Source organism: Ramlibacter sp. G4-7 (assembly GCF_057784995.1).
On the sequence record NZ_JBYNTT010000014.1, the window covers coordinates 101050 to 126614 of the forward strand.

Consider the following 25565-nt stretch of genomic DNA (forward strand, 5'->3'; position numbering starts at 1 on the left):
AGGCGTTCACTTCACCGTGATCTTGACGTCGATGTTGTTGCGGGTCGCGTTCGAGTACGGGCAGACCTTGTGCGCCTCGGCTACCAGCTGCTCCGCCTTTGCGCGCTCCAGGCCGGGCACGGTGATGTCCAGGCGCACGGCGATGCCGTAGCCCTGCGACGTGGGGCCAAGGTCGACTTGCGCGTCGATCGCCGTGTCCGCGGGGACCTGCACGCCGACCTTGGGTGCCACCGCCTTCATCGCGCCGAGGAAGCAGGCCGAGTAGCCCACGCCGAACAGCTGCTCGGGGTTGGTGCCCTGGCCGGGGCCGCCGGGCGAGGACAGCTTGACCTCGATGCGGCCGTCGTCGGAGCGGCCGGTGCCTTCGCGGCCGCCGATGGCGTGCGTCTTGGCGGTGTAGAGGACTTTGTCGAGAGCGGTAGCCATTGTTTGCTTTCCTTGGGGTGGGGGAGGGGAGGGATCAGGCCGTCAGCCGCTCGCGCAGCGTCCGGATCTGTTGGGTGAGCTGCAGCAGCTCGGGCAGCGAGCAGCGGCTGGCGGACAGCACGCAGCCGGGGACCTTGGCCGCGCGCTGCTTCAGCCGGCGCCCGGCGGCCGTGAGATGGATGTGCACGCGGCGCTCGTCCTGGACGGCGCGCATGCGGCTGACCAGGCCGGCGCTTTCCAGGCGCTTGAGCAACGGCGTGAGCGTGCCCGAGTCCAGGCTCAGCCGCTCGCCGAGCTCCGAGACCATGAGCCCGTCGCCTTCCCACAGCACCAGCATGACGAGATACTGCGGATAGGTCAGGCCCAGCTCGTCGAGCAGCGGCTTGTACAGCTTGGTCATCGCCAGCGACGCGGAATACAGTGCGAAGCACACCTGGTTGTCCAGCAGCAGGGCTTCGTCGGCGGAGAGGCTGCGCGCAGACATGGGCGGAAGTGTAGTTCAAAATTGAATTGCACGCAACTCAACTGCACGCATCCGTTCGCGCAAGCGCGCGTCGCACGAACCCGTGCGACGCTCCGGTCCGGCCTCTCCCTGGGTGCCGCTAGCGCCCGCTGAAGCGCGCCGGCCGCTTCTCCACGAACGAGCGCACGCCTTCCGCCGCGTCCTCGCTGCGCGCCAGATGCTGTTGCACGGCGACGAATTCGGCCATGGCTTCCAGGGGGCCGCGCTCGACCGCCTTGAGCGCATTGCGCCGGGTGGCGATCACGGCGAGCGGCGCCTGTGCGGCAATCGCCTCGGCGATGCGGATCGCTTCGGGCAGTTCGCTGCCGCGCGGCACCACCTTCTGCACGAAGTTCAGCCGCAAGGCCTCCTCCGCGCCGAACTCGTCGCCGGTCAGCAGGTGCAGCAGGGCGTTGCCGAGACCCGCGCGTTCGGCCATGCGCAAGGTGGCGCCGCCGGTGGCCATGATCCCGCGCTTGACCTCCAGCTGCGAGAAGCGGCAGTCCTGCGCCGCGACCACGATGTCGGCGGCCAGCATCAGCTCGATGCCCAGCGTGAAGGTGATGCCTTGCACGGCCACGACCATCGGCTTGCTGCGCCGCCGGTAGCCGGGCGAGCCCAGGTCCAGCGGTTCCACGGCCCCGTGCGGCCACAGCTTTTCGCCCTTCTGCATGGCCGGCGCGATGGTGGGCAGGTCCAGGCCGGCAGTGAAGTGGTCGCCGTGCCCGAACAGCACGCCCACCCGCAACGCCGGATCGTCGTCCAGCAAGGTGTACGCCTCGGCGAGTTCGCGGAACATGCGCGGCGTGAAGCCGTTGCGCTTGGCGGGACGGTTGATCCCGACCAGCAGCAGCGGGCCGCGACGTTCGGTCGTGATGGTGCCTTCGGCAGGGGGAAGTGCGGTGTCCATGGGGCGCATTAGAGCAGCCACCCTGCCGGGAAACCAGCCCTCCTGCTCAGGCAGCGAAGCGGCGCCGGGTCAGCGCCAGCGCCGCCCACGCGGCGGCCACGGCATACACGGCCAGGGCCAGCAGGTGCTGCCAGGCGTTGTCGGGCCAGCGGTCCATGAACATGGGCCGCACCAGCTCCACGGCGTTGGTGAGCGGCAGCCATTCCGACACGGCGCGCACCAAACCCGGCAGCTGGTCGCGCGGGAAGAACACGCCGGAAAGGAACATCATGGGCGTCAGGAACAGGGTGAAGTAGTAGGTGAAGAAATCGTAGCCCTTGGCCAGCGCGTTGAAAATCAGTGCGATGCAGGAGAAGGTGATGCCGGCGCCCGCCAGCACGACCCAGGCCACCAGAAGCTTGGGGCTGTGGGAGATCCCCAGGGCCAGCATCACGAGCAGGATCGCGGTCACCGTGAAGATCGACTTGTACGCGGCCCAGAGGATCTCCGCCATCACGATGTCGTCCAGGCTCACGGGCGCGTTCATGATGCCGTCCCAGGTCTTCTGCACGTGCATGCGGGAGAAGGCGGAATAGAGCGCTTCGAAGCTCGCGGCGTTCATCGCGCTCATGCAGATCGAACCGCTCGCCAGGAACAGGATGTAGGGCACGTCGGCGCCGTGCAGCCGCACGCTGCCCACCAGCGCGCCCATGCCGTAGCCGAAGGCCACCAGCCAGATCAGGGGCTCGGCGATGTTGCCGATGAGGCTGGGCAGCGCCAGCTTGCGCCACACCAGCAGGTTGCGGCGGAACACGGGCCACCAGCGCAGGGACAGCGACGGCGCGCGCCAGGTCGAGAGATGCTCGCTCATTCAGGCTCCTTCCCGGATCTGGCGGCCGGTCAGCTTGAGGAACAGGTCTTCCAGGTTGGAAGGCCGGTGCAGCGTACGCAGCCGCGGGTGCTCGCGCCCGAGCGCGTCCAGCAGCGGCCGCGCGTCCTGCGTGTAGAAGAAGACGGTCTCGCCGCTGACCTCGGTGCGGCCTGCCAGCGTGCGCAGCGGCGACGCGGCGAGCGAAAGGGCGCCATTGCCATAGGCCTCCACCACGTCCGACTCCAGGTGTTCGGCGATCAGGTCGCGTGGCCGTCCCTCGGCGATCTTGCGGCCGTGGTCCAGCACCAGCAGGCGGTTGCACAGGCGCTCGGCCTCGTCCATGAAGTGCGTGGTGAGCAGGATGGACTTGCCCTGCTGCAGCAGCACCTGCAGCCGTTCCCACATGAGGTGGCGCGCCTGCGGGTCCAGCCCGGTGGTCGGCTCGTCCAGCATCAGCAGGCGAGGGTCGTTGACCAGCGCCCGCGCGAGCGACAGCCGCCGGCGCATCCCGCCCGAGAGTTCGACCGGCTTCGCGGTCGCCTTGTTCGTCAGCGATGCGAATTCCAGCAGTTGCGGAATGCGCTCGCGAATCGCCTGTTCGCGCATCCCGAAGTAGCGGCCATAGACCAGCAGGTTCTCGGCACAGCTGAAGTCCGGGTCCAGCGAATCGAACTGGCTGACCACGCCCAGCTGCGCCTTGATCGCGAGCGCGTCCCGCGGCATGGCGCCGCCCAGTGCCCGGATCTCGCCGCTGTCCGGCTCGGTCAGGCCGAGGCACATGCGGATCGTGGTGGTCTTGCCGGCGCCGTTGGGGCCGATCACGCCGAGGCATTCGCCGGCCGCGATTGCGAACGAAAGGCCGTCCACCACGACAGTGTCGCCGTAGCGCTTGGTGAGGTCGCGGGCTTCGAGGAGCAGCTCGGTCATGGCGGGCGCTATTCTGTCGCACCCCGTCCATGCGCGCTGCGCGACGCGGCAGCCGCTTAGAATTTTCCCTTTGCCGCCGAGGACCCCGCTTGTTCCCACCCTTGCCCATCACGCAGCAGTACCTCCTGCCGAAGAAGCTGCTCACCGTGTTCGCGGGCAAGCTCGCCGGCGCGCGCCTGGGCGCGTTGACCACCTGGGTCATCCGCAAGTTCGTGGCGCACTACAAGGTGGACATGGCGGAGGCCGCGGACCCGCGCATCGAGAGCTACGCCAGCTTCAACGACTTCTTCACCCGGCCGCTGCGCGAAGGCGCGCGGCCTATCGCGGCGGCGCCTTTCGTGTGCCCGGTGGATGCGGCGATCAGCCAGTACGGCCCGATCGAACACGACCAGCTGTTCCAGGCCAAGGGCCACAGTTACTCCACGCGTGCGCTGGTGGGCGGCGACCAGTCGCTGGCCCACCGCTTCGACCACGGGCACTTCGCGACGCTGTACCTGGCCCCGCGCGACTACCACCGCATCCACATGCCGTGCGAGGGGCGCCTCAAGCGCATGATCTACATCCCCGGCGACCTGTTCTCGGTGAACCCGCTGACGGCGCGCCACGTGCCCAGCCTGTTCGCGCGCAACGAGCGCGTGGTGTGCGAGTTCGCCTGCGCGCACGGGCCCATGGTGATGGTGCTGGTGGGGGCCACCATCGTGGGCAGCATGGCCACGGTGTGGCAGGGCGTCATCAACCCGCCGCGCACGCGCGAGCCGCGCGAGTGGCGCTACGACAACGAAGACATCGTGCTGGCCAAGGGCGCCGAGATGGGCCGCTTCCTGCTCGGGTCCACGGTCATCCTGCTGTTTCCGCAGAACGTGCTCACTTTCACGCCCGACTGGGCGCCGACCCGGCCGGTGCGCCTGGGCGAAGCGATGGCGACGCTGATCGAAACGGAAGCGGCGCTCTGAGCATTTTTGCTCGGCCTTCCGCTCGCCCCGATGCCGGGTGATTGCGCGGCGGACACGGTCGCGCTAGGGTAGGCAATCCCTTCCGAATCCGTGCCCATGGACTACCGCTGCCCCCACTGCCACCGCATGCTCGACGTCCGCAAGCTGTACCTGCAGGACATCTCCGCCTGCGTGCGCTGCGGCCAGAAGGTGGTCCTGGGCGACTTCCTCGCTTTCGGGATCGCGGCGCTCGCGATGCCGGTGTCGGCGCTGTCCACCCTGTACCTCCTCAGCCACGTCTTCGACGAGTACTTCGTCGCGGCCGGCTATGCGGTGGCCATCGGCATGAGCGCGGGCATCGCCGTGCTGGTCCTGCTCGGGCGCGCGATGCCCTTCCGCAGCCGCCGCCGCTCGCGCCGGCGCAACGGCGCGGACGAGCGGGAGGGCTCGGGCAGCGCCTGGGAGCCTACGCGCGTTCAGCCCTAGCAGCCGCCCGGCCGACGCAAGCGCTTCACTGGAAGGCCACCTCGTCGAAGCTGCGCAGCTTGCGGCTGTGCAGCCGGGTCGGGCCTTCCGAGCGCAGGATCTCGATCGCGCGCATGCCGATGCGCAGGTGCTGGTCCACGCGCTCGCGGTAGAACTGGTTGGCCATGCCGGGCAGCTTGATTTCCCCGTGCAGGGGCTTGTCACTCACGCACAGCAGCGTGCCGTAGGGCACCCGGAAGCGGAAGCCGTTGGCAGCGATGGTGGCGCTTTCCATGTCGAGCGCCACGGCCCGGCTTTGCGAGAAGCGTCTTTGCGGCTCGTTGCCGGGCAGCAGTTCCCAGTTGCGGTTGTCGGTGCTCGCCACGGTGCCCGTGCGCATGATGCGCTTGAGGTCCGCGCCCTGGCATTGCGTGACGTCGGCCACCGCCTGCTCCAGCGCCACCTGGATCTCGGCCAGCGCCGGAATGGGGATCCACAGCGGCAGTTCCTCGTCGAGCACGTGGTCCTCGCGCACGTAGCCGTGCGCCAGCACGTAGTCGCCCAGTTGCTGGCTGTTGCGCAGCCCCGCGCAGTGCCCGAGCATCAGCCAGGCATGCGGGCGCAGCACCGCCACGTGGTCCGTGATGTTCTTCGCGTTGGACGGGCCCACGCCGATGTTCACCATGGTGATGCCGCTGTGACCCGGCCGGATCAGGTGGTAGGCGGGCATCTGCGGCAGCCGCGGCGGCGGGGCGCCGAGGCTGTCCATCGCCTCGCGCGGCAGGCCGACCCGGCGCGTCACCACGTTGCCGGGCTCGACGAAAGCGATGTATTCGCTGTCGGGACGGTTCATCTCCTCGTGGCCCAGCTTGACGAACTCGTCGATGTAGAACTGGTAGTTGGTGAACAGCACGAAGTTCTGGAACCACTCGGGCACGGTGCCCGTGTAGTGGCGCAGGCGGTGCAGCGAGTAGTCCACGCGTGAAGCGGTGAACAGGGACAGCGGCAGCGCCTGCCCTCCCTCGAAGCGCATGCCGCCATTGGCGATGCCGTCGTCCATCGTGCCGAGATCCGGCAGGTCGAACATGTCGCGCATCTGCATGCGGCGCTGCGGCGGCATCGTTCCTTCGATGTGGTCGTGCTCGGCGAAGGAGAAGTGGATGGGCATCGGCTCGTGGCTCGTGCCCACCTCGAGCGGCACGCCATGGTTCTGCAGAAGGAGCCGGAACTGCTGCAGGTAGTAGGGGGCGTACAGGTCGGGGCGCGTCAGCGTCGTTTCGTAGCGCCCGGCACTGGCGACGAAGCCGTACGACACGCCCGAGTTCTCCAGCGCCGCCTGCGGCACCACGCTGTCCGTATGGATGCGCACATAGGGGTAGCAGGCCCGCACGCGCCCCGGCATCTGCTCGCCGGCGATGAAGCGCTGCATCGCCTCGCGCAGGTGGTTGATCTGCTGCGCGTAGATCGCGCGCACCTGGTCCAGTGCGCTTTCCGCGTCGTGGTGGAAGGTCGGCGAAATGAAAGGCGGCATGAAGGGCATGTGCCTATTGTGCAACTCCCCTCTCACCGTCCACCAACCCGGCTGGCGGTGCGAACGTGTCCTACAGGGTCAAACGCAGTCCTCTGACCCAGCCTTTTGGCTGCAGGACCGACAGTCTGCGTCAGCCAGAACAGCGTCGCTGACAAGGCGCAAATCAAGCAAGGAGTGCAAGAAAATGACGACAGCGTTGGCCGCCAATCCGTTCGCCCTGATGGTCGATCCCGCCCAGGTCCGTGACTACATCGACCGTTCCGAGTCCCTGACCAAACTGAGCCAGCGTACGTGTCATCCCCTCGATCGCGCCGTGATCCGCTGCGCGACCGCCGAGATCGCGGCCTTCGACGCCAAGATCGACCGCACCACGATCTACCTGCCGCCGGAAGAAGAGAAGGCGGCGCCGGTGACCCGCACCTACACGCGCCGCGGCGTCAACTGACCCTTCGCGCCGGCACGCCCATGGGTGCCGGCCGCACGGGCTGCGGCTGGTAGTACTGCTGCTGGCGCAGCCAGACTTCCTGGTCCTTCTTTTCCTGCTCGCGGCGCGCCTGCTCCACCAGCGCGCGCTGGCGACGCAAGTCCTCCTCGCGGTGCGCAGCTTCATCACGGCGTGCCTGGTCTTCGCGGCGGGCTTGGTCTTCCCGGCGATCGTCTTCCGCGCGGCGTGCCGCCTGTTCACGGCGCGCCTGCACGCTCTGCTCCTCGCGACGGGCCTGTTCCTGCAGGCGGGCGAGCTGCTGCTTGCGTGCTTCAGCGATCTTCTGCGCCTCGGCCTTGCGAGCGGCCGCCAGCCGCTTTTCCTCTTCGGCCCTCTTCGCGGCTGCCCGCCGTTCTTCCTCGGCGTGCCTGGCCGCGGCGACGCGCCTGGCTTCCTGTTCCTTCTTCGCCTGGGCGGCCGCGTGGCGCTCTTCCTCCGCCCGCCTGGCCTGGGCGCGGCGCCGCTCCTCGCCGCGCTTGCCGTCGGAGGCCGCGGCCACGCGCTTGTCGTTCTCGATGCGCCTCGCCTCGGCGCGCTTCGCTTCGGCCGCGGCCGCAGCCAGCCGCTCGGTCTCGGCGCGCCTGGCTTCGGCGGCCGCTGCGGCGCGCTTCTCGCTTTCCACCCGCTTGGCTTCAGCGGCGGCAATGCGCTTCTCGCTCTCGACCCGCCTGGCTTCGGCGGCGGCGGCGCGCCGCTGGCTTTCGGCGCGCTTTTCTTCCGCCAGGGCCGCGGCGCGGCGCTCCACGTCGGCACGCGCGGCCGCGGCGCGGCGCTCTTCCTCGCGCTGCTGGGCGACGCGTTCGCGCTCGGCCTGCTCACGGGCGGCCTGTGCGGCCGCTTCGACCTGCGCACGCGCGCGGGCTTCGGCTTCGGCCTTGAGCGAAGCGGCGGGCGTGGAGGACGCAACCGCGCTGCCGGGGGCCGTCACGCGCAGGGGCATCGCCGATACGGGCGGCGGCATCACCGCGGCGTTCGGCAGCGGTTGCGCCTTGGCCAGCTGCGACGCCGGGGACGCGGCCTGGGGCAGCGAATGCGCGGGATTCGCCGGGGCCTGGGCGGACGCCTGCGCCGCTGCCTGTGCCTGTGGCTGTGGCTGTGGCTGTGGCTGCGCGGCGGCGCGCACGGCGGCCGCGGAACGCGCACCGGGCAGCGACGAGGCCGGCCCGGAGATGATGATCTCCTTGCCCTTGTTCACGTACGCCGGCGCCGCGGGCGCAACGGGCTGGGCCTGGGCCACGTTGGGCATGCTCACGGTGGGCTCGCCGCGGCGGCGGGCGCCGGTCCACTTGTCGAAATCGTCGGTGGCGGCGAAGGCGCCCTGCGGCACGCGCGCGAGGGTGCGATCCTTGAAGCTCACGCGCTGGCCCTTCTTCACTTCCAGCGCCTCGCCCTTCTCGCCATAGACCACGCCGGAACCGGAGAGCACCACGATGCGCGTGACGCCGGCCTTCAGGTCCACGTCGATGCGGTAGTCCCCGGGCTGGCGCGCGCGGAAGGCGAGGTTGGGCGTGCCGACCTCGAAGCTGTCGCCCGGATTCATGTGCGTGACGGTCGCCGCGAGGGAGCCCTGGGTCAGGCTGAGCATCGTCGCGGTCTCGCCCACGTTCTCCAGCACCATCTGCGTCTCGCCATTGAGGCGCACCGCGTGGCCGCCCGCCTGCAACTCGGCGCGCGAGCCGCGGTCCGTCCACAGGCGATCACCGCGTTTGAGCAGGCGGCGCGGCTGCACGTCGTGCCACTCCTTGTCGCCCTGCGGCGCATAGGCCACCGAGCCCTCCGCGTGGTGCAGGTGTGCCGCGGGGACGTTGACCACGTCCTGGGCCAACGCACCCCCGCCCAACGCGAGTGCCAGGGCTGCCAGTCCGCGGCTTAACCGGCGGCAGCCCCTCGCGCCGGTGTTTTTCTGCAGTGCGTTCATGCAAGTATTGAACGCCTGAGCCACGGAAAAAACATGCCAAGCGCGTGTAAAGCTCTTGGTATTTTTCCTAGTACGAACCGCTATCGTGAAGTTGTCACGTGCGGTGCTCAGGGTTCGGGGAACTTCGCGACGACTGGCTCCCGCATCGTCACGAATTCTTCGGCCGCCGTCGGATGGATGCCGATCGTCCGGTCGAAGACCGCCTTGGTGGCGCCGGCCTGCATGGCCACCGCAAAGCCCTGGACGATCTCTCCGGCTTCGGCGCCGACCATGTGCAAGCCGACGACCCGGTCCGTCGCCGCGTCGACCACCAGTTTCATGAGCGTGCGCTCCGGATTGCCGCTCAAGGTGTGGCGCAGCACCCGGAAGTCGGCGCGGAAGATGCGCACCTGGCCATGGCGCTCGCGCGCCTGCCGCTCCGTGAGGCCGACAGTGGCGACGGACGGATGCGTGAAGACGGCGGTGGGCACGAGTTCGTAGGCCAGGCCGCGCTCGCCGTTGCCGAACAACTGGTCGACGACCAGCATGGCTTCGGCCAGCGCCACCGGCGTGAGCTGCACCCGGGCGATGACGTCGCCGACGGCCAGGATGGACGGCACCGCGGTGCGAAACCGCTCGTCCACCACGATCGCGCCGTGGGGCGAGGGGCGCAACCCCGCGGCCTCCAGGCCCAGGCCGGCGATGTTGGGGACGCGCCCGGTCGCATACAACACGGCGTCGGCCTCCAGCACCTCGCCGTTCTCGAGGCGCACGCGCAGGCCGCCGCCGGTTCGCTCCACCGCGTCCACGTCGGCGCGCAGGCGCAGGTCCAGGCCGTGCCTGGCCAGTTCCTGGGCGAGAAAGGTGCGCACGTCCTCGTCGAAGCCGCGCAGGATCTGCTCGCCCCGGTACAACTGCGTGACCTGCGCCCCCAGCCCCTGGAAGATCGACGCGAACTCGCAGGCGATGTAGCCGCCACCCACGACCACCAGCCGCTTCGGGAAGGGCTCGAGGTCGAACATCTGGTCGGATGTGAGCACGTGCTCCCGTCCGGGGAAGTGCGGGACGGAGGGTGTGCCGCCGGTCGCGACGAGGATGTGGCGTGCGCGCCAGCGCCGCGCCCCGTCGCCGAGCGCCACCTGCACGGTCTGCGCGTCACACAAGCTCGCCCAGCCCCGCACGAGTTCCACGCCCGCGTTGCGCAGCAGGTTCTCGTAGACGCCGTTCAGGCGCGCGATCTCCTGGGCGCGGTTCTTCTTCAGGCGCTGCCAGTCCAGGCGAGCGGGCTTCACGTCCCAGCCGAAGCCGGCCGCATCGCGGAAGTGGTCCGCGTACTCGGCCGCGTGGCTATAGAGTTTCTTGGGAATGCAGCCCACGTTGACGCAGGTGCCGCCCAGCGCCGCCGCCTCCGCCAGCACGACGCGCGCGCCACGCTGGGCCGCCATCCGGGCCGCCCGCACACCCCCGCTGCCGCCGCCCACGACGAAGAGGTCGCAGTCGAAATTGCTCATCACCGCTCCTTTGCTCGCTGTTCAAGGCTGGGCAGGCTCAACTGTAGGCCGTGCCTTACGAGGCTGGCCCAGCCGCGCCATTACCATCGCGCCATGACGCACTGGTCGACCTGGTACCGCACCGTGGGCCACACCAGCCTGGCGCCGGTGCGCTGGGCCGCGGCATGGGCGCGCATCACCTTCTTCGGGGCCGTGATGGTGGTGCGTGCGCTTTCGCCGCAAAGCTACGGCCCCCAGACCCGCTACAACCTGGCGCGCCACATGTACGTGGACACGGCGCCCATTCTCGGCTGGTTCACGGTCCTCATCGCGCTGTTCACCGTCATCATCACCCGCATCGTGGTGGTCACCGCGTCCAACTACGGCCTGTCGCAATATGCGCTGGAAATGGTCGTGCGGGTGCTCGTGGTGGAACTGATCCCGCTGACGGCGGCGCTGTTCGTGGCGCTGCGCACCACCATCCCCAGCGGCGCGGCGCTGGTCGAAATGCGGCGCATCGGCCACTTCCGCACCCTGCGGCGCCAGCGCATGGACCCGATCGCCGTGGAGGTGCTGCCGCGGCTGCTGGCCGGCATCTTCGCGTGCATCACGCTTGCGGCGCTCAGCTGCGTCGTGGCGGGCATGCTCGCCTACCTCGCCGTCTATGGCTTCACCATGGCGGGCGTGCAGGCCTACACCCACATGGCGGGCCGCGTGTTCGACCCGCTGTTCGCCTTCGTCTTTTCCTTCAAGACCTTGCTCTTCGCCATCGCCGTGTCGGTCATCCCCATGGCCTCGGGCCTGAACAACATCGAGGACGACGGCTCGCGCGAAAGCGCGGCGCTGCAGGGCCTGGTGCGCATGTTCGGCGTGCTGCTGATCCTGGAAGCGGCCTCCCTGGTGGGCAACTACATCTGACCATGGCCCAGGATCCCACGCGCACGCCCCCGCCGGGCCCCACCGCACCGCCGCAGCCCGAGACCTCCGTCCAGAAGTCGGAACCCGCCGCCAAGAACGTGCCGGTGCGGCACCTGGAGATGAAGGCCACGCTGCTGCTGGCCTTCACCATCGGCCTGATCATCGCCTCCGCCCTGTTCCTGCTGCGCGCGCGCGGCTTCTTCGACCCCAAGCAGCACCTGGTGCTGGTGACCGACAACGCCGAGGGGGTGGTGGCCGGCATGGACCTGACCTTCTCCGGCTTTCCGATCGGCACGGTGAAGAGGGTGGGGCTGGGCGAGAAGGGCAACGTGCGCATCGAGATCGACGTGCTGGAGAAGGAGTCCAAGTGGCTGCGCACCTCCAGCGTGTTCACGCTGATCAAGCCGATCATCGGCGCGACGCAGCTGCGCGCCTACAGCGGCATCCTGACCGACCCCGCGCTGCCGGACGGCGCCGAGCGCCCCGTGCTGCGGGGTGACTTCAACGAGGAAGTGGGCCGCGTCATCGGCGCGACCAAGGACGTGCTGGACAACCTGAACCAGCTGACCGCCCAGAACTCGGAACTGAACCGCTCGCTGGCGAACCTGCAGGTCTTCACCAACAAGCTGCAAAGCCGCCAGGGCGCGCTGCACGCGATCTTCGGCAACGAGGAGGACGCGCGCAAGCTGGTGGCGGCGGTGGAGCGCGCCAACACGGCGATGGCGCAGATCCAGCGGCTGGCCGCCAACGGCGACCGGCTGGTCTCGAACGCGGACACCCGCGTGTTCGGCCCGCAAGGCATCGCCACCGACGCGCAGTCCACCGTGCGGCAGATGAATGCGCTGCTCACCGATGCGCGCGGCAGCCTGCAGCGCGTGGATTCCGTGCTCAAGGAAGCCCAGGGCATCGCCGGCAACGTGAACAAGGCCACCGAGGACCTGGGCAGCCTGCGCGGCGACGTGGAGGCGAACCTGCGCAAGATCGAGGACCTGATCAACGACCTCAACCGCAAGTGGCCTTTCGCCAAGGAACGGAAGATCGAACTGCCATGAGGATCCTCCTGACCTTCGCGCTGGCGGCATCGCTCGCCGCCTGCGGCAGCAAGCCGCGCCAGCCGGACTGGCTGGTCAACGCCGACGGCGCGCAGGACCGCTACGAGCGCGCCTATCTCTCGGGCAACGACCGGGTTGCCGGCTCCGAATTCACCCGCTTTCGCAGCGAGGTGGCGAGCACCGCGCAGCCGGCGCTGGTCGCGCGCGCCGAGCTCACGCGCTGCGCCGTTCAGGTGGCCAGCCTGGACTTCGCGCCTTGCACGGGCTTCGAGCGCCTGCGCGCCGACGCGTCGGACACCGAGCGCGCCTACGCCGATTTCCTCGCGGGAACGGCCGCGCCCGAGCAGGCCAAGATGCTGCCCGAGCCCTACCGGGGCATTGCGGGCGGGCAGGGCGGCGCCGCGGCGCTCAAGGGCATCAAGGAACCGCTGCCGCGCCTGGTTGCCGCGGGCGTGCTGCTGCGCACCGAGAAGGCGGATCCCGAGGTGCTGCAGGTCGCGGTGGACACCGCCTCCGAGCAGGGCTGGCGCCGCAGCGTCATGGCCTGGCTCGGCGCGCAGGCCATGCGCGCCGAGAAGGCCGGGGCGACGGAGGAAGCCGCGCGGCTGCGGCGGCGGATGCAGCTGGCGGCAGAGCAGAAGTGATCGGACGGTGAGCGAAGCGAGCCCCTGCGGTCAACTCACCCCCGCCGTCCCGACGCCGTCCGCAAGGTGATCGAATACCGCAGCGCCTTCGTCGGCGACACGCTGTGCTGCCACTCCCAGCGCGACGCACCGCGCAGCAGGTAGATCGAGCGCGGCGGCAGCACTAGCTTGAAGCCCTCGGCCTTGCGGCCGACCACGTGCGGATACGGCCGGAAGCGCATCACCGCCTCGTCGTGCAGGGAGACGCCGACGACGTCCTCGAAGTCCGGCACGTCCCGGTGCCAGCCCAGCGGCGTCCCCGGCTCATAAGCGGCGATCAGCGCCTGCGTGAAGTGCTCCGGCGCGACGCCGGCCCAGGCGCCCGCGCGTGCGCGCAGCGCGTCCAGCCACGCCGGCAGGGGCTCGGCGGCGTTCAGTTGCTGGGCGCTGAAGTCGTACTGGCCGCCATAGCTCACGACCTTGCGGCGGGCGGTGTACTGCTGGTATTGCATGGGCGCCAGCGGCAGCGCCGCGATGGTCGCGACGAGCGCCGATTCCTCCTCGCGCGTGAGGAACTCTGCTTCGTACCGCATGCCCGGCGGCAAGGCGAGCGGCGCTGCACCGAACAAGTCTCTCTGGGACTCACTCATCGCCCCAGCTTACCTCGCGGCCCCTCCCCGCAGGGGCACGTGGACCGCGCGGAATAACATGCAGCGCGGTCCCCCTCGCACCGATCAGGCCACTTCGAAAAGGCCGCTTCGCGGTCTTATCGAAGTGAACAAATAAAAAACCCGCGGCGTGAGCCGCGGGTTTTCGAACGAACCAGCCGTCCACGGGCGAAACGCAAAGCGCTTCGCCCGTGATCTGCCTTAAGGCTTGGCAGCCGTCGGAAACGGCCAGGCAGCTTGCGGGTTCAGAGTGGTCTGAGCCGCAGGAGCCGCCGCAGCCGGGGCGGAGGAGCCGCCGTTCGACTTCGCTGCAGGCTTGGACGCCCGCTTCGCAGGAGCCTTCTTCGCAGCAGGCGCTTTCGCAGCCTTTTTCGCGCCGCCGGAGGACTTCTTGGCGGCCTTCTTGGCGGTGCTCTTCTTCGCAGTCGCCTTGCGGGCGGTGCTCTTCTTCGCAGCCGACTTCTTGGCCGTGGTCTTCTTGGCAGCCGACTTCTTCGCAGCCGGGCGCTTCGCAGCGGCCTTCTTCGCCGCCGGACGCTTCGCGGCAGCCTTCTTGGCGGCCGGACGCTTCGCAGCGGCCTTCTTCGCGGCCGGACGCTTCGCGGCAGCCTTCTTGGCGGCCGGGCGCTTCGCCGTCGTCTTCTTCGCGGTAGCCTTCTTCGCGGTAGCCTTCTTCGCAGCCGACTTGCGGGCCGGAGCCTTCTTCGCGGCGGTTTTCTTCGCAGTTGCCATGTCACTATCTCCTGTTTACGTTGATACAAACATCAACCAAAGAAGCACTTCACGCATTGTTGGTGGCGCGAAGCGATCCATGCGGTTGGGCACGCGGCCCAGCCCCACGAACACCTTCACCCGCCACGCCCGGCCTCTTCGTGCCGTGGTGCGTGCGGGTGTCAAACCCAAACTACTCGCAGTTGCCGTCAATCCCAGGAAAGAGCTCCACCCGTCTGGTATTCAATCACGCGGGTCTCGAAGAAGTTGCGCTCTTTCTTCAGGTCAATCATCTCGCTCATCCAGGGGAAGGGGTTTTCCTCGTTCGGGAAAAGCGCTTCCAGGCCGATCTGCGTGGCGCGCCGGTTGGCGATGTAGCGCAGGTAGCCCTTGAACATGGAGGCGTTGAGTCCCAGCACGCCGCGGGGCATGGTGTCCTCGGCGTAGCGGTACTCGAGTTCGACAGCTTTGAGGAACAGGCCCTTGATCTCCGCCTTGAAGTCGGCGGTCCACAGGTGCGGGTTCTCGAGCTTGATGGTGTTGATCAGGTCGATGCCGAAATTGCAGTGCATCGACTCGTCGCGCAGGATGTACTGGTACTGCTCGGCGGCGCCGGTCATCTTGTTCTGCCGGCCCAGCGCCAGGATCTGGGTGAAGCCGACATAGAAGAACAGGCCTTCCATCAGGCAGGCGAACACGATCAGGCTCTTGAGGAGCGTCTGGTCGGTTTCCGGCGTGCCGGTGTGGAAGTTGGGATCCATGATCGCGTCGATGAAGGGGATCAGGAACTCGTCCTTGTCCCGGATCGACTGCACCTCATGGTAGGCGTTGAAGATCTCGCTCTCGTCCAGGCCCAGCGACTCCACGATGTACTGGTAGGCGTGGGTGTGGATCGCTTCCTCGAAGGCCTGGCGCAGCAGGAACTGGCGGGCTTCGGGCGCCGTCACGTGCCGGTAGGTGCCCAGCACGATGTTGTTGGCGGCCAGCGAGTCGGCAGTGACGAAGAAGCCGAGGTTGCGCTTGATGATGCGGCGCTCGTCCTCGGACAACCCGTTCGGGTCCTTCCACAGGGCGATGTCGCGGTTCATGTTCACTTCCTGCGGCATCCAGTGGTTGGCGCAGGTCGCCAGGTACTTCTCCCAGGCCCACTTGTACTTGAAGGGGACGAGCTGGTTGACGTCGGTCTGGCCGTTGATGATGCGCTTGTCCGCCGCCTGCACGCGGCGCGTGCTGGTGGCCGGCGCGGGGCCCGCCTGCACCTTGATCGCCGCTTGCGTGACGATGGGGGCGATCACCGGAGCGACGGTCGCGCCGTCGTCGAGAGTGCGCAGTGCAGGCTGGGGAATGGAAACGGATGCCTCGCGGTTCATCGGCGAACCGCTCTTGGCAGGCTTTGACGGTGTGGGCGTGACTTCGTCGTCCCAGGTCAACATAGGTGTTCCAGTGCTCGGATTATGCGAGCGCGGATGCGTGAATCAAAGTGTCTGTTCACATCCGCGTCGCATTTTGTTGCTTGCTTACATCGACGTTCTGTCGGAGAACGCCGATACCTCGGTTCATTTCGACGTGATCTGCGCGTCGTGCGCGATCACTGGCACGCCTCGCAGGTCGGATCGTCGACGCCGCAGAACTTGATGTCGGTGGCCGGCGTCGCGCCGCCGGTGACCGCATCGATCTGCGCGCGCGCCGCCGCCGCCGCCGCTTCCATCGCGCTCATCGCGCCCTGGCCGCTGTGCGCCGCGTGCATTCCGCCGGCGCCGTTGCCGTTGCTCACCGCGTTCAGGCGACCCGACTGGATGGTCGACTTCTCCGCCTGCGTCGCGCTGGTCGTGCGCAGGTAGTAGGTGGTCTTGAGGCCGCGCAGCCAGGCGAGCTTGTAGGTCTCGTCCAGCTTCTTGCCCGAGGCGCCGGCCATGTAGATGTTCAGCGACTGGGCCTGGTCGATCCACTTCTGGCGGCGGGCGGCGGCTTCCACCAGCCACACCGGCTCGACCTCGAAGGCGGTCGCGTACAGCGCCTTGATCTCCTGCGGCACCCGGTCGATGGGGCGCAGCGAGCCGTCGAAGTGCTTCAGGTCCATGACCATCACGTCGTCCCACAGGCCCAGGCGCTTGAGGTCGCGCACCAGGTAGTGGTTGATCACCGTGAACTCGCCGGACAGGTTGGACTTGACCGAGAGGTTGCCGAAGCACGGCTCGATCGAGGCATCCACGCCGATGATGTTGGAGATGGTCGCGGTGGGGGCGATGGCCACGCAGTTGCTGTTGCGCATGCCGTCGGCGGCGATCTTCCTGCGCAGCGCGTCCCAGTCCAGGGTGGCGGAACGGTCGACGTCCACGTACTGCTCGCCGCGGGCGTCCGCCAGCAGGTCCAGGGTGTCCAGGGGCAGCACGCCCTTGTCCCACAGCGAACCCTTGTAGCTGGAGTACTTGCCGCGCTCGCGCGCCAGTTCCGTCGAGGCCCAGTAGGCGTAGTAGCAGACGGCTTCCATGGACTCGTCGGCGAACTGGATCGCGTCCTTGGAGGCGTAGGGGATGCGCAGCTCGTACAGCGCGTCCTGGAATCCCATCACGCCCAGGCCGACCGGGCGGTGCCGCATGTTGGAGTCACGGGCCTTCTTGACGGCGTAGTAGTTGATGTCGATCACGTTGTCGAGCATCCGCATCGCCGTGGTGATCGTGCGCTTGAGCTTTTCCTGGTCGACCTTGCCGTCCTTCAGGTGCTGCAGCAGGTTCACCGAACCCAGGTTGCACACGGCCGTCTCGGTGTCCGAGGTGTTCAGGGTGATCTCGGTGCACAGGTTGGACGAGTGCACCACGCCGGCGTGCTGCTGCGGCGAGCGCACGTTGCAGGCGTCCTTGAAGGTGATCCAGGGGTGGCCGGTCTCGAACAGCATCGAGAGCATCTTGCGCCACAGGTCGTTGGCCGGGATGGTCTTGCTCGGCTTGATCTCGCCGCGCTTGGCCTTCTCCTCGTAGGCCAGGTAGGCCTTCTCGAAGTCCTTGCCGAACTTGTCGTGCAGGTCGGGCACCGAGGAGGGCGAGAACAGGGTCCAGTCGCCCTTTTCCATCACGCGGCGCATGAACAGGTCGGGAATCCAGTTCGCCGTGTTCATGTCGTGGGTGCGGCGGCGGTCGTCGCCGGTGTTCTTGCGCAGTTCCAGGAACTCTTCCGCGTCCAGGTGCCAGGACTCCAGGTAGGCGCAGACGGCGCCCTTGCGCTTGCCGCCCTGGTTCACCGCCACGGCGGTGTCGTTGACCACCTTCAGGAAGGGGACCACGCCCTGCGACTCGCCGTTGGTGCCCTTGATATGGGAGCCCAGGGCGCGCACGCGCGTCCAGTCGTTGCCCAGGCCGCCCGCGAACTTGGACAGCAGGGCGTTTTCCTTGATCGATTCGTAGATGCCGTCCAGGTCGTCCGGCACCGTCGTGAGGTAGCAGGAGGACAGCTGCGAGCGCAGCGAGCCGGCGTTGAACAGCGTCGGCGTCGAGGACATGAAGTCGAAGCTGGAGAGCACTTCGTAGAACTCGATGGCGCGGGCTTCGCGGTCGATCTCGTTGAGCGACAGGCCCATGGCCACGCGCATGAAGAAGGCCTGCGGCAGCTCGATGCGGGTCTTGCGCACGTGCAGGAAGTAGCGGTCGTACAGGGTCTGCAGGCCCAGGTAGTCGAACTTCAGGTCGCGCTCGGCCTTGATCGCGCCGGCCAGCTTCTTCAGGTCGAACTGCAGCAGCTTCTCGTCCAGCAGCTCGTTCTCGACGCCCTTCTTGATGAACAGCGGGAAATTGTCGGCGTAGGCTTCGGCGCGCTCGGCCGGCGCCACTTCGCGGCCGATCACTTCCTTGAAGATCGTGTGCAGCAGCAGGCGGGCGGTGACGAAGGTGTAGTCCGGCTCCTTCTCGATCAGCGTGCGGGCGGCCAGGATGGACGCCTTGTAGACCTCGTCCAGCGGCACGCCGTCGTACAGGTTGCGCTGGGTCTCGGCGACGATCGGGTCCGGCTTGACGTCGGCGCCCAGGCCCGCGCACGAAGCGACGATCAGGGCCTTGAGGCCGGCGATGTCCAGCGGCACGCGCTGGCCCTGGTCCAGGACGTGGAATTCCGGCGCGACGGGCGCCTGGTCCTGCGCCTGCTTGGCGCGCTCCTGGGAGCGGCGCTCGCGGTACAGGACGTAGGCGCGGGCGACCTCGTGGTGGCCGCTGCGCATCAGGCCCAGTTCGGCGGCGTCCTGGATGTCCTCGATGTGGAAGGTGCCGCCGCCCGGGCGCGAGCGCACCAGCGCCTTGATCACCGACTGGGTCAGCACGTCCACCGTCTCGCGCACGCTGGCGGAGGCCGCGCCCTGGGTGCCGTGCACCGCCAGGAAGGCCTTCATCATCGCGATCGCGATCTTGTTCGGCTCGAACGGGACCACCGCGCCGTTGCGGCGGATGATCTGGTAGTGCGCCAGCGGCGCGGCGTCGGCCTGGCCGGCAGCGGCCGAAGGAGCGGCGCCGGTGGCGGCGCCGAGGGTGGTGATGGGGGTGCCCAGTGCAGCTTGCATGCTTGTTCCTCTCTGCGTTTGTCCTGCGGGAGGGGGGCGCAATGCAACGCTTCCCCTCTCTTGCGGGGCACTATATCTAGTGTTCCCTGGAGCATCAAGCACTAGATGTAGTGGTTGACGAGAACAAACCGGTGCACCACCTGTGGACAACGCTGTGGAGCGCCTGTGATGCGGGTTTGCCCGCCATCGCGCGCGATCAGGCCGTGAACTGCTTCGCGGCGGCCGCGTTGTGCGCGAGCAACCTGCGCCCGGAAAACCTAGGCGCGCACGGGAAACATCGCGTCCGGCCAGCCCAATCCGCGCTGCAGCTGCGCCCAGTCGAAGTTCTCGCCCGGATCCTTCTTGCGCCCGGGCGCGATGTGCTCGTGCCCCGCGATGTGGCGGATCGGGTAGTGCTGCGCGATGGCGGCGCAGACGACGGCCAGCGCCTCGTACTGTTCGGCCTCGAAGCTCCCGCCCTCGAGCCCCTCCAGTTCGATGCCGATGGAGTCGTCGTTGCAGTTTGCGCGGCCGCGGTAGCTCGAAGCCCCCGCGTGCCAGGCGCGCGCGTCGCAGCTGACGAACTGCAGCAGCGCGCCGTCGCGGCGGATGAAGAAGTGCGCCGAGACCTGGGCGCCGCGGATCTGCTGGAAGTACGGGTGCGCGTTCCAATCCAGCGTATTCGTGAACAAAGCCCGCACCTCGTCGCCGCCATACACCCCGGGCGGCAGGCTGATGGAGTGCACGACGACCAGGTCGATCGCCGCGTCCGCGGGGCGCGGTCCGAAATTGGGGGAGGCGACGGCGTGCGCGAAGCGGTACCAGCCGTCCCGCCACAGCGGGTCGCCCCCTTCAGGCGGCGTCGGGGCCATCGGGCTCTTCGGCGCCCGGCGTGGCGATGCCCAGGCGCGCGATCCGGTAGCGGATCTGGCGCAGGCTCAGGCCCAGGCGCTGCGCCGCCGCGGTGCGGTTGAAGTTGGTATCGCGCAGCGTCTTGACCAGGATGTCGCGCTCCTGCTGGTCCAGGTAGGCCTGCAGGTCGGCCGGCACGTCGGCCGCCGTCGTGGCGGCGGCCGCGGCAGGAGCGGGCGCGGATGCAGATGTGGATCCGGCGGCGGGCGCCGGGCTGGCGCAGGTCGGTGCGAAATCCACCTGCAGCTGGCTGCCGTCGGACAGGGCCAGCGCGCGGTGCAGCAGGTTCTCCAGCTCGCGCACGTTGCCGGGAAGGGGATGCGCCTGCAGCTGCGCCACCACGTGGGGCGAGAGCTGCGGCGCCGGCATGCCGGTTTCCTGCGCGATGCGCGCGAGCAGTGCCTCGCACAGCATGGGCAGGTCCTCGCGGCGCTCGCGCAGCGGCGGCACCAGGATCTCGATGACGTTCAGGCGGTAAAACAGGTCCTGGCGGAAGCGCCCGGCCTGCACGTCCGCCGCGAGGTCCTTGTGGGTGGCGCTGACGATGCGCACGTCCACGTTCTCCTCGCTGGTCGATCCCAGCGCGCGCACGCTGCGCTCCTGGATCGCGCGCAGCAGCTTGGACTGCATGGGCAGCGGCAGGTCGCCGATCTCGTCGAGGAAGAGCGTGCCGCCTTGCGCGGCCTGGAAGAAGCCTTCGCGGTCGGCGCTGGCGCCCGTGTACGAGCCCTTCTTGGCGCCGAAGAATTCCGCTTCCAGCAGCGTCTCGGGAATGGCGCTGCAGTTCACGGCCACGAACGGGCCGTCGGCGCGGTGGCTGCAGGCGTGCACGGCGCGCGCGACCAGCTCCTTGCCGGTGCCGGACTCGCCGCGCACCAGCACGGGCGCCATGCTGCGCGCGACCTTGGCGATGCGTTCCTTGACCAGGCGCATGGGCTCCGAGTCGCCCACCAGCCGCATCAGCGCACCCTGGCCGCCGGCGCGCTCCGCCGCCGGCGTGGCGATGCGCGGCGCGCCGGAAGCGCGGCGCTCCGGCGCGCTGCATTCCTGGATGGCGGAAGCGACCACCGAGCGGAACTGCTTCAAGTCCACCGGCTTGGTGAGGTAGTCGAAGGCGCCGGCCTTGAGCGCTTCCACCGCGTTCTCCGCGGAGCCGTAGGCCGTCATCACCACGCAACGTTCGGGGCGCTGCTGCGACAGCATCCGCTGCAGCAGCTCGAGCCCGAGCCCGTCGGGCAGGCGCATGTCGGTGATCACGGCATCGAAGCGCTGCTGGTCCAGCAGCGCGCAGGCCTCGCCCAGCGTGCCCGCCGCGTCCACGCGGTAGCCCTCGCGCAGCAGCGTGAGTTCGTACAGGGTGCGCAGGTCCGGCTCGTCGTCGACGACGAGCACGTGGGCGGGAGAGGCGACGGCAGCCATCAGGCGCGTATTGTGCCCAACAGTACGTCGTCTGGCACGACGGTCGTGCGCGTGCGGAATGTCACGGTGAAGGCGTTGCCGTCGCGCCGGCTCGCGTCCGGCGCGCTCGTGCGCGCATAGGTGATGAGCGCGCCGTGCCGGTCGCACAGCTCGCGGCAGATGTACAGGCCCAGCCCGCTGGAGCGGCTTTGCGAGGAGAAGAAGGGCTCGAACAGGTGGCGCTGCACGCCGGGGTCCAGCGGAGCGCCGTCGCTCCACACCGTGATGCGGGCCTGCCCGAGGTGCAGGTCGGTCGCGACGACGATCGCACCCGGCGCACCGGAGACGTACCGCAGCGCGTTATCGAGCAGGTTCACCAGGATGCGGCGCAGGTGTTCGCCGTCGAAGGCGGCCCAGGCGGGGCTGGAGCCCGGGCACCAGCGCACGCGTTCTCCCGCGCCCGTGTGGCGTTGCCACTCCGCCACGAAATGCTCCGCAACCTGGTCCAGTTCCAGCCAGTCGGTCGTCGGCGCCTGGACGCGCGCAAGGTTCAGGATCTCCTCGACGATCTGCGACAGGCGCTGCGTGTTCTTGCCCACCAGCGCCGCGAGCTGCTGGTGGCCGGGTTCGGTGAGTTCCTCGGCGAGCAGCCCGTTGGCCTGCGAGATCGCCGCCAGCGGATTGCGGATCTCGTGGGCCACCGCGGCCGACATGCGGCCCATGGCGGCCAGCTTCTCGGTGCGCAGCTGCGCCTCGGCCTCGCGCAGGTCCTGCAGGAACATCACGCACAGGGTCTGGCTGTACGGATCCTGCGGCGGCGTCAGGCGGGTGCGCACCTTCAGGTGCAGGCGCTCGCCGGGTCCCAGCTCCAGGGCTAGTTCCGCCGTCTGCGTGTCGCCGCTGTCGAAGGTGCGCTGTGCCAGCGCGGCCAGCGGCTTCCAGCCCGGACGCGACACCAGCGCCAGCGACGCGGGCGCCTCGCGCGCCTGCCATCCCAGCAGGCTGCGCGCCGCCGGGTTGGCGGCATGGATGCGCCAGTCCATGCCGACCACCAGCAGTCCGTCGGTGAGCGTGTCGATGACGAGTTCGTTGACGTGCGCCTGCGTGCGCGCGGCCGACAGGCTCTGGCGGGCCGACATTTCCTCGCGCGCCAGCCGCACGGCGAGCTGGTTGGCGAGCAGGGCGACGACGAAGTAGCCACCGCCGGTGAGCGCCGCCTGCACCAGCCGCGACGTGTGCTCGGCGAACTCCAGCGATTGCAGCCAGCCGTCCGCCAGCAGCAGCATGGTCACGCCCGCGGCCGTGCCCAGGGCCAGCAGGCTGGAGCCGAGCACCGAGGCGGTGAGCACCGGCAGCGCGAACAGCGGCGAGTAGTTCAGGCCCGCCGCCTGCAGGAAATGCAGGGTGGAGAACGCCAGCAGGTCGATGCCGATCGTGGAGACCCACTGCGGATCGAAGGAGCGCCCGGGTGCGACCGGCCGGGTAAACAGGCGCACCGCCAGGGAAGCGGCGAAATAGGTGGCGCACAAGGCCAGCTGCCAGTAGTTCACGGGCGCGACGCCGCTGGCCATCAGGCCGCCCAGCAGCACCAGCAGCATCACTGCGGTGCCGAGGCGGGCCGTCATGAAGCCGAGCCACAGCCGGTGGAACGGCGAGGTTTCCGGCCGCGGCAGCAACACCGGCACGTCCCAGGTCCACGTGGAATGGCTCCAGGTGGAGTTCGGGCCGGAGGACTGGGCCATGCCGCTCAGCCGCCGGCGCGCAGCCGGTGCTCCTGGCTGCAGAAAAAGCGCCCGTCCGCGCCCCGCAGCGCGTCCGGCTGCGGCAGGTGCAGCCCGCAGAGCGCGCAGCTGACCATTTCCTGCGGCGCACCCGGCTCGCCGCGTGGAGGGGAGGGGCGGCGCGTTTCCTCGTCGCGGCGCTCCACGCGGTTGTTGCGCCAGACGAGGTAGGCGATGAACAGCACCGCGAACAGCACGAGGTACTTCACGCCGGCCGCCCCAGCACGACTTCCATCACGAAGCGCGAGCCCACGTAGGCCAGCAGCAGCAACAGGGAGCCGACGTAGATCACGTTGACGGCGCGGCGACCGCGCAGGCCGAAACGCAGGCGGCCGAGCAGCAGCACGGCGAACACGATCCAGGACAGGACCGAGAACACGGTCTTGTGGTCCCAGCGCCAGGCGCGGCCGTACAGGACCTCAGAGAAGAAGATGCCCGCCACCAGCGTGCCCGTGAGCAGCACGAAGCCCGCAGCCGCGAAGCGGAACGTGAGCCGTTCCAGCGTCAGCAGCGGCAGGCCGGCCTGGTCGCCGCCCTGGCGGATGCTGTTCTCCATGCGTTGGAGCATCCACGCGTGGACCGCGGCCGCCGCGAACAGCCCATAGGCGGCGACGCCCAGCGCCCAGTGCAAGGGCAGCCAGGGCGAGGCCGAGACGTGCAGGGGCGAGCCGGGAAAGACCCACGCCAGCAGCACCGCCGCGGCGCCGAGGAAGGCCAGGGCCCAGCGCGCGCGCAGCTGCGGGAACATCTGCTTCTCGACCGCGTAGACCGTGAGCACCAGCCAGGCCGTGACCGACAGGGCCGGCGCGAAGCCGAAGCGCGGCGGCTCCGTCATCAGCCCCAGCGCCAGCGTGGCCGCATGCAGCAGCCAGGCGGCCAGCAGCGTCCGGCGCGCGGCCGGCTCGCTCAGCCGCGCCGCGCCGGCGGCTGGCACGGCGTAGGCCGCGGCGGCCGCCAGCGTGACCACCACGCCGGCGGGGGCCGCACTGGATAAAATCATGCTTCGAGTTTAGCCCCTGGCTTTTGCCGTCCCCCCCGCGCCCCTGGAAAGCCTGTGGCGCATCCCCCACTTCCCCATGGCCTCCGCCCTCTCCGACAAACTTTCCCGACTCGTCAAACAGATGCGCGGCCAGGCCCGCATCACCGAAGACAACGTGCAGGAGATGCTGCGCGAGGTCCGCATGGCCCTGCTCGAGGCCGACGTCGCCCTGCCCGTGGTGCGCGACTTCATCGCCCGGGTCAAGGACAAGGCGCTCGGCCAGGAGGTCGTGGGTTCGCTCAACCCGGGCCAGGCGCTGGTGGGCATCGTGCACCGCGAACTCGTCGCCACCATGGGCGAGGGCATCAGCGACATCAACCTGGCCGCGCAGCCGCCCGCCGTGATCCTGATGGCGGGCCTGCAGGGCGCCGGCAAGACCACCACCACGGCCAAGCTGGCCAAGCACCTGATCGAAAAGCGCAAGAAGAAGGTGCTGACGGTCTCCGGCGACGTCTACCGTCCGGCGGCCATCGAGCAGCTGAAGACCGTGACGCAGCAGGCGGGGGCCGAGTGGTTCCCCAGCACCCCGGACCAGAAGCCGGTGGACATCGCCCGCGCCGCCGTGGACTACGCGCGCCGGCAGTACTTCGACGTGCTGCTGGTCGACACCGCCGGCCGGCTGGCCATCGACGAAGCCATGATGCGCGAGATCAAGGAGCTGCACGGGGTGCTCAAGCCCGTGGAGACCCTGTTCGTCGTCGACGCCATGCAGGGCCAGGACGCCGTGAACACGGCCAAGGCCTTCAAGGAGGCGCTGCCGCTCACCGGCATCATCCTCACCAAGCTGGACGGCGACTCGCGCGGGGGTGCGGCGCTGTCGGTGCGGCAGGTGACCGGCGCCCCCATCAAGTTCGCGGGGGTGAGCGAGAAGATCGACGGCCTGGAGGTGTTCGATGCCGAACGCCATGCGGGCCGCATCCTGGGCATGGGCGACATCGTCGCGCTGGTGGAGCAGGTGCAGGCCGGCGTGGACGTGGAGGCGGCGCAGAAGCTCGCCGCCAAGGTCAAGAGCGGGGAGGGCTTCGACCTCGAGGACTTCCTGATGCAGCTGCGCCAGATGAAGCAGATGGGCGGCCTGTCCACGCTGATGGACAAGATGCCGGCGCAGGTGCAGGCCAAGGCCGGCCAGGTCGACATGGACAAGGCCGAACGCGACATCCGGCGCAAGGAAGGAATCATCTGCTCCATGACCGCCAAGGAGCGCCGCAAGCCCGAGATCATCAAGGCGACCCGCAAGCGCCGCATCGCCGCCGGTGCCGGCGTGCAGGTCCAGGAGGTCAACCGCCTGCTCAACGAGTTCGAGCAGATGCAGCAGATGATGAAGAAGATGAAGGGCGGCGCGATGATGAAGCTCATGCGGCGCATGGGCGGGGGCAAGGGCGGGATGCCGAAGATGCCGTTCTAGCTGTGAAGGTTCAATAGGTTATTGCGGGTGTTCACCCGGAGAGGTTTTGAGAGACTGGGAATCGCCAAACCCCCCGTCAACCAAGATTTCCAAACCGGATGAACACCCATAAGAATGCCCGA

The 25565-nt window shown here is 68.8% G+C and carries 24 protein-coding genes; 7 read left to right on the top strand and 17 right to left on the bottom strand.

The features are described 5' to 3' along the window. Positions 1-6: 6 nt before the first annotated feature. From AC3EGR_RS19165 to AC3EGR_RS19185, 5 genes are all read right to left on the bottom strand, one after another. A complete protein-coding gene (locus tag AC3EGR_RS19165) occupies positions 7-426 on the bottom strand; it encodes an organic hydroperoxide resistance protein (RefSeq protein ID WP_488548110.1) in 420 nt (139 codons plus the stop codon). Positions 427-460: 34 nt separating this feature from the next. Continuing rightward, complete coding sequence (locus AC3EGR_RS19170; protein WP_488548111.1) at positions 461-910, bottom strand: MarR family winged helix-turn-helix transcriptional regulator; 450 nt, start codon at positions 908-910, stop codon at positions 461-463. Positions 911-1028: 118 nt separating this feature from the next. Continuing rightward, positions 1029-1838: a crotonase/enoyl-CoA hydratase family protein gene (locus tag AC3EGR_RS19175; RefSeq protein WP_488548112.1), complete on the bottom strand. Its 810-nt coding sequence runs from the start codon at positions 1836-1838 to the stop codon at positions 1029-1031. A 46-nt stretch (positions 1839-1884) separates the two neighbouring features. Further along, positions 1885-2688, bottom strand: coding sequence for an ABC transporter permease (locus AC3EGR_RS19180; RefSeq protein WP_488548113.1), 804 nt, complete (start codon positions 2686-2688; stop codon positions 1885-1887). Continuing rightward, on the bottom strand, positions 2689-3615 hold the full coding sequence (locus AC3EGR_RS19185) for an ATP-binding cassette domain-containing protein (protein ID WP_488548114.1): 927 nt from the start codon (positions 3613-3615) through the stop codon (positions 2689-2691). It abuts the gene before it with no gap. An 89-nt stretch (positions 3616-3704) separates the two neighbouring features. Between AC3EGR_RS19185 and asd the strand changes: the two genes are divergently transcribed. Together asd and AC3EGR_RS19195 are read left to right on the top strand one after the other, a co-directional pair. Continuing rightward, the gene (asd, locus tag AC3EGR_RS19190; RefSeq protein ID WP_488548115.1) at positions 3705-4568 is read left to right on the top strand and encodes an archaetidylserine decarboxylase; all 864 of its coding nucleotides are present in this window, start codon (positions 3705-3707) and stop codon (positions 4566-4568) included. A gap of 96 nt (positions 4569-4664) precedes the next feature. Then, positions 4665-5033 carry a hypothetical protein gene (locus AC3EGR_RS19195; RefSeq protein ID WP_488548116.1) on the top strand — a complete coding sequence of 123 codons (369 nt, stop codon included), beginning with the start codon at positions 4665-4667 and terminating at the stop codon, positions 5031-5033. Between the two features lie 25 nt (positions 5034-5058). On the opposite strand, the gene AC3EGR_RS19200 is transcribed toward AC3EGR_RS19195, so the two are convergent. Continuing rightward, positions 5059-6552 (bottom strand): AMP nucleosidase, encoded by a 1494-nt coding sequence (locus tag AC3EGR_RS19200; protein WP_488548117.1) that lies wholly within the window; start codon positions 6550-6552, stop codon positions 5059-5061. Between the two features lie 175 nt (positions 6553-6727). On the opposite strand from AC3EGR_RS19200, the gene AC3EGR_RS19205 reads away from it, so the two are divergent. Continuing rightward, the gene (locus AC3EGR_RS19205) at positions 6728-6988 is read left to right on the top strand and encodes a hypothetical protein (protein ID WP_488548118.1); all 261 of its coding nucleotides are present in this window, start codon (positions 6728-6730) and stop codon (positions 6986-6988) included. Here the strand turns inward: AC3EGR_RS19205 and AC3EGR_RS19210 are convergent. Further along, a complete protein-coding gene (locus tag AC3EGR_RS19210) occupies positions 6981-8945 on the bottom strand; it encodes a FecR family protein (RefSeq protein WP_488548119.1) in 1965 nt (654 codons plus the stop codon). The two genes, AC3EGR_RS19205 and AC3EGR_RS19210, sit on opposite strands and share 8 nt — an antisense overlap. 107 nt (positions 8946-9052) lie before the next feature. After that, the gene (gorA, locus tag AC3EGR_RS19215; RefSeq protein ID WP_488548120.1) at positions 9053-10435 is read right to left on the bottom strand and encodes a glutathione-disulfide reductase; all 1383 of its coding nucleotides are present in this window, start codon (positions 10433-10435) and stop codon (positions 9053-9055) included. Positions 10436-10528: 93 nt separating this feature from the next. Between gorA and AC3EGR_RS19220 the strand changes: the two genes are divergently transcribed. The 3 genes from AC3EGR_RS19220 to AC3EGR_RS19230 are packed head-to-tail and all read left to right on the top strand — an operon-like array spanning position 10529 to position 13028. Next, positions 10529-11332: an MlaE family ABC transporter permease gene (locus tag AC3EGR_RS19220; RefSeq protein WP_488548121.1), complete on the top strand. Its 804-nt coding sequence runs from the start codon at positions 10529-10531 to the stop codon at positions 11330-11332. Positions 11333-11334: 2 nt separating this feature from the next. Further along, complete coding sequence (locus AC3EGR_RS19225; RefSeq protein WP_488548122.1) at positions 11335-12384, top strand: MlaD family protein; 1050 nt, start codon at positions 11335-11337, stop codon at positions 12382-12384. Next, positions 12381-13028: a hypothetical protein gene (locus AC3EGR_RS19230; RefSeq protein ID WP_488548123.1), complete on the top strand. Its 648-nt coding sequence runs from the start codon at positions 12381-12383 to the stop codon at positions 13026-13028. Before AC3EGR_RS19225 ends, AC3EGR_RS19230 begins: the two co-directional genes overlap by 4 nt. Before the next feature lie 35 nt (positions 13029-13063). Here the strand turns inward: AC3EGR_RS19230 and AC3EGR_RS19235 are convergent, their stop codons facing one another. From AC3EGR_RS19235 to AC3EGR_RS19275, 9 genes are all read right to left on the bottom strand, one after another. After that, positions 13064-13600 (bottom strand): alpha-ketoglutarate-dependent dioxygenase AlkB, encoded by a 537-nt coding sequence (locus AC3EGR_RS19235; protein WP_488548124.1) that lies wholly within the window; start codon positions 13598-13600, stop codon positions 13064-13066. A 276-nt stretch (positions 13601-13876) separates the two neighbouring features. Continuing rightward, positions 13877-14407: a histone H1-like DNA-binding protein gene (locus tag AC3EGR_RS19240; RefSeq protein ID WP_488548125.1), complete on the bottom strand. Its 531-nt coding sequence runs from the start codon at positions 14405-14407 to the stop codon at positions 13877-13879. Between the two features lie 188 nt (positions 14408-14595). Then, positions 14596-15819: a ribonucleotide-diphosphate reductase subunit beta gene (locus AC3EGR_RS19245; RefSeq protein ID WP_488548126.1), complete on the bottom strand. Its 1224-nt coding sequence runs from the start codon at positions 15817-15819 to the stop codon at positions 14596-14598. 155 nt (positions 15820-15974) lie between these two features. Then, the gene (locus tag AC3EGR_RS19250; RefSeq protein WP_488548127.1) at positions 15975-18929 is read right to left on the bottom strand and encodes a ribonucleoside-diphosphate reductase subunit alpha; all 2955 of its coding nucleotides are present in this window, start codon (positions 18927-18929) and stop codon (positions 15975-15977) included. 257 nt (positions 18930-19186) lie between these two features. Continuing rightward, positions 19187-19780, bottom strand: coding sequence for a 1,6-anhydro-N-acetylmuramyl-L-alanine amidase AmpD (gene ampD, locus AC3EGR_RS19255; protein ID WP_488548128.1), 594 nt, complete (start codon positions 19778-19780; stop codon positions 19187-19189). Further along, positions 19761-21239, bottom strand: a complete 1479-nt coding sequence (locus AC3EGR_RS19260; RefSeq protein WP_488548129.1) for a sigma-54-dependent transcriptional regulator — start codon at positions 21237-21239, stop codon at positions 19761-19763. Before AC3EGR_RS19260 ends, ampD begins: the two co-directional genes overlap by 20 nt. After that, positions 21239-22960, bottom strand: a complete 1722-nt coding sequence (locus AC3EGR_RS19265; protein ID WP_488548130.1) for a two-component system sensor histidine kinase NtrB — start codon at positions 22958-22960, stop codon at positions 21239-21241. Before AC3EGR_RS19265 ends, AC3EGR_RS19260 begins: the two co-directional genes overlap by 1 nt. 5 nt (positions 22961-22965) lie before the next feature. Next, a complete protein-coding gene (locus tag AC3EGR_RS19270) occupies positions 22966-23208 on the bottom strand; it encodes a PP0621 family protein (protein ID WP_488548131.1) in 243 nt (80 codons plus the stop codon). Next, positions 23205-23999, bottom strand: coding sequence for a cytochrome C assembly family protein (locus AC3EGR_RS19275; RefSeq protein ID WP_488548132.1), 795 nt, complete (start codon positions 23997-23999; stop codon positions 23205-23207). Before AC3EGR_RS19275 ends, AC3EGR_RS19270 begins: the two co-directional genes overlap by 4 nt. A gap of 76 nt (positions 24000-24075) precedes the next feature. Between AC3EGR_RS19275 and ffh the strand changes: the two genes are divergently transcribed. Next, positions 24076-25443, top strand: a complete 1368-nt coding sequence (gene ffh, locus AC3EGR_RS19280; protein WP_488548133.1) for a signal recognition particle protein — start codon at positions 24076-24078, stop codon at positions 25441-25443. The last annotated feature ends 122 nt before the right edge of the window (positions 25444-25565 follow it).

Bases quoted from the DNA above. Each gene is read 5' to 3' on its own strand.
- AC3EGR_RS19165 (WP_488548110.1), bottom strand. From the start codon at position 426: ATGGCTACCGCTCTCGACAAAGTCCTCTACACCGCCAAGACGCACGCC.
- AC3EGR_RS19170 (WP_488548111.1), bottom strand. From the start codon at position 910: ATGTCTGCGCGCAGCCTCTCCGCCGACGAAGCCCTGCTGCTGGACAAC.
- AC3EGR_RS19175 (WP_488548112.1), bottom strand. From the start codon at position 1,838: ATGGACACCGCACTTCCCCCTGCCGAAGGCACCATCACGACCGAACGT.
- AC3EGR_RS19180 (WP_488548113.1), bottom strand. From the start codon at position 2,688: ATGAGCGAGCATCTCTCGACCTGGCGCGCGCCGTCGCTGTCCCTGCGC.
- AC3EGR_RS19185 (WP_488548114.1), bottom strand. From the start codon at position 3,615: ATGACCGAGCTGCTCCTCGAAGCCCGCGACCTCACCAAGCGCTACGGC.
- AC3EGR_RS19195 (WP_488548116.1), top strand. From the start codon at position 4,665: ATGGACTACCGCTGCCCCCACTGCCACCGCATGCTCGACGTCCGCAAG.
- AC3EGR_RS19200 (WP_488548117.1), bottom strand. From the start codon at position 6,552: ATGCCCTTCATGCCGCCTTTCATTTCGCCGACCTTCCACCACGACGCG.
- AC3EGR_RS19205 (WP_488548118.1), top strand. From the start codon at position 6,728: ATGACGACAGCGTTGGCCGCCAATCCGTTCGCCCTGATGGTCGATCCC.
- AC3EGR_RS19210 (WP_488548119.1), bottom strand. From the start codon at position 8,945: ATGAACGCACTGCAGAAAAACACCGGCGCGAGGGGCTGCCGCCGGTTA.
- gorA (WP_488548120.1), bottom strand. From the start codon at position 10,435: ATGAGCAATTTCGACTGCGACCTCTTCGTCGTGGGCGGCGGCAGCGGG.
- AC3EGR_RS19220 (WP_488548121.1), top strand. From the start codon at position 10,529: ATGACGCACTGGTCGACCTGGTACCGCACCGTGGGCCACACCAGCCTG.
- AC3EGR_RS19225 (WP_488548122.1), top strand. From the start codon at position 11,335: ATGGCCCAGGATCCCACGCGCACGCCCCCGCCGGGCCCCACCGCACCG.
- AC3EGR_RS19230 (WP_488548123.1), top strand. From the start codon at position 12,381: ATGAGGATCCTCCTGACCTTCGCGCTGGCGGCATCGCTCGCCGCCTGC.
- AC3EGR_RS19235 (WP_488548124.1), bottom strand. From the start codon at position 13,600: ATGCGGTACGAAGCAGAGTTCCTCACGCGCGAGGAGGAATCGGCGCTC.
- AC3EGR_RS19240 (WP_488548125.1), bottom strand. From the start codon at position 14,407: ATGGCAACTGCGAAGAAAACCGCCGCGAAGAAGGCTCCGGCCCGCAAG.
- AC3EGR_RS19245 (WP_488548126.1), bottom strand. From the start codon at position 15,819: ATGTTGACCTGGGACGACGAAGTCACGCCCACACCGTCAAAGCCTGCC.
- AC3EGR_RS19250 (WP_488548127.1), bottom strand. From the start codon at position 18,929: ATGCAAGCTGCACTGGGCACCCCCATCACCACCCTCGGCGCCGCCACC.
- ampD (WP_488548128.1), bottom strand. From the start codon at position 19,780: ATGGCCCCGACGCCGCCTGAAGGGGGCGACCCGCTGTGGCGGGACGGC.
- AC3EGR_RS19260 (WP_488548129.1), bottom strand. From the start codon at position 21,239: ATGGCTGCCGTCGCCTCTCCCGCCCACGTGCTCGTCGTCGACGACGAG.
- AC3EGR_RS19265 (WP_488548130.1), bottom strand. From the start codon at position 22,960: ATGGCCCAGTCCTCCGGCCCGAACTCCACCTGGAGCCATTCCACGTGG.
- AC3EGR_RS19275 (WP_488548132.1), bottom strand. From the start codon at position 23,999: ATGATTTTATCCAGTGCGGCCCCCGCCGGCGTGGTGGTCACGCTGGCG.
- ffh (WP_488548133.1), top strand. From the start codon at position 24,076: ATGGCCTCCGCCCTCTCCGACAAACTTTCCCGACTCGTCAAACAGATG.